We start from the raw sequence: 930 nt of genomic DNA, 5'->3' as shown, positions 1-930 counted from the left end.
TGTCGGCCGAATTGAGAAACTGACCCCCTGACGAAATGAAGAACTGACCCCTCGGTTATGAGAGGAGGCATGGATGACGGTTGAGATTTCGGCGATTCCTGCATTGTCGAGAACGATGCGGGGGGAGGAGATGCTTCAGCCTGAAGAAGTGGCAGCGATGCTGCGGCTGCATGAGCTTGGCTGGGGAGCGAAGCGACTTGCGAAGGAATTCGGATGCGCGCGCAACACGGTGCGTCGGTATCTGCGCGAGGGCGGGACTTTTCCGTTTCGCAAGCCTGTGCGGCGGACCGCGTTTGACGGGCTGGACGATTGGCTGCGGGAGCGCTTCTTCCGCCATGGCGGCAACGCCGATGTGGTGCGCCAGGAACTGGAGAGCGAACATGGGATCGTTATAGGGCTTCGGTCGGTGGAGCTTCGGGTGCAGGGTTGGCGTCGGGAGTTGAGGGCGCAGAAGCGCGCGACGGTTCGGTTTGAGACGGCGCCGGGACATCAGATGCAGATCGACTTTGGCGACACGCGGGCGTGGGTCGGCGGCGAGCGTGTTCGGGTGCACCTGTTTGTAGCAACGCTGGGTTACTCGCGTCGGCTGCATATCCGTCCCTCGCTTCGGGAGCGCCAGGCGGACTGGTTCGAGGGGATGGAAGGAGCCTTCCTTCGCTTCGGCGGGGTTCCAACGGAAGTACTGTTCGACAATCCGAAGGCGCTGGTCGAACATCACGATGCGACGACGCGGGAGGTGCGGTTCAATGTGAGGCTGCACACCTTTGCCCGCTACTGGGGATTTACGCCGCGGGCTTGTGCGCCCTACCGGGCGCGTACGAAGGGGAAGGACGAACGCGGGGTCGGCTATGTCAAGCGCAATGCGATTGCCGGCCGCCGGTTCGAGAACTGGGCGGCGTTCGAGGCGCATCTGGACCGGTGGACACGCGA

At 63.0% G+C, this 930-nt stretch carries 1 protein-coding gene; it reads left to right on the top strand.

Annotated elements, in window-relative coordinates; translation table 11 throughout:
• Positions 1-73: 73 nt before the first annotated feature.
• On the top strand, positions 74-930 hold an 857-nt coding region (gene istA / locus NKI63_RS30650; protein WP_352824130.1), incomplete at its 3' end, for an IS21 family transposase.

The organism is Mesorhizobium sp. M0410, assembly GCF_040321435.1.
In the GTDB taxonomy this organism is placed as follows: Bacteria; Pseudomonadota; Alphaproteobacteria; order Rhizobiales; family Rhizobiaceae; genus Mesorhizobium.
The sequence above is the reverse complement of the archived record's forward strand: the minus strand, read 5'-3'. Positions and strand labels throughout refer to the sequence as shown.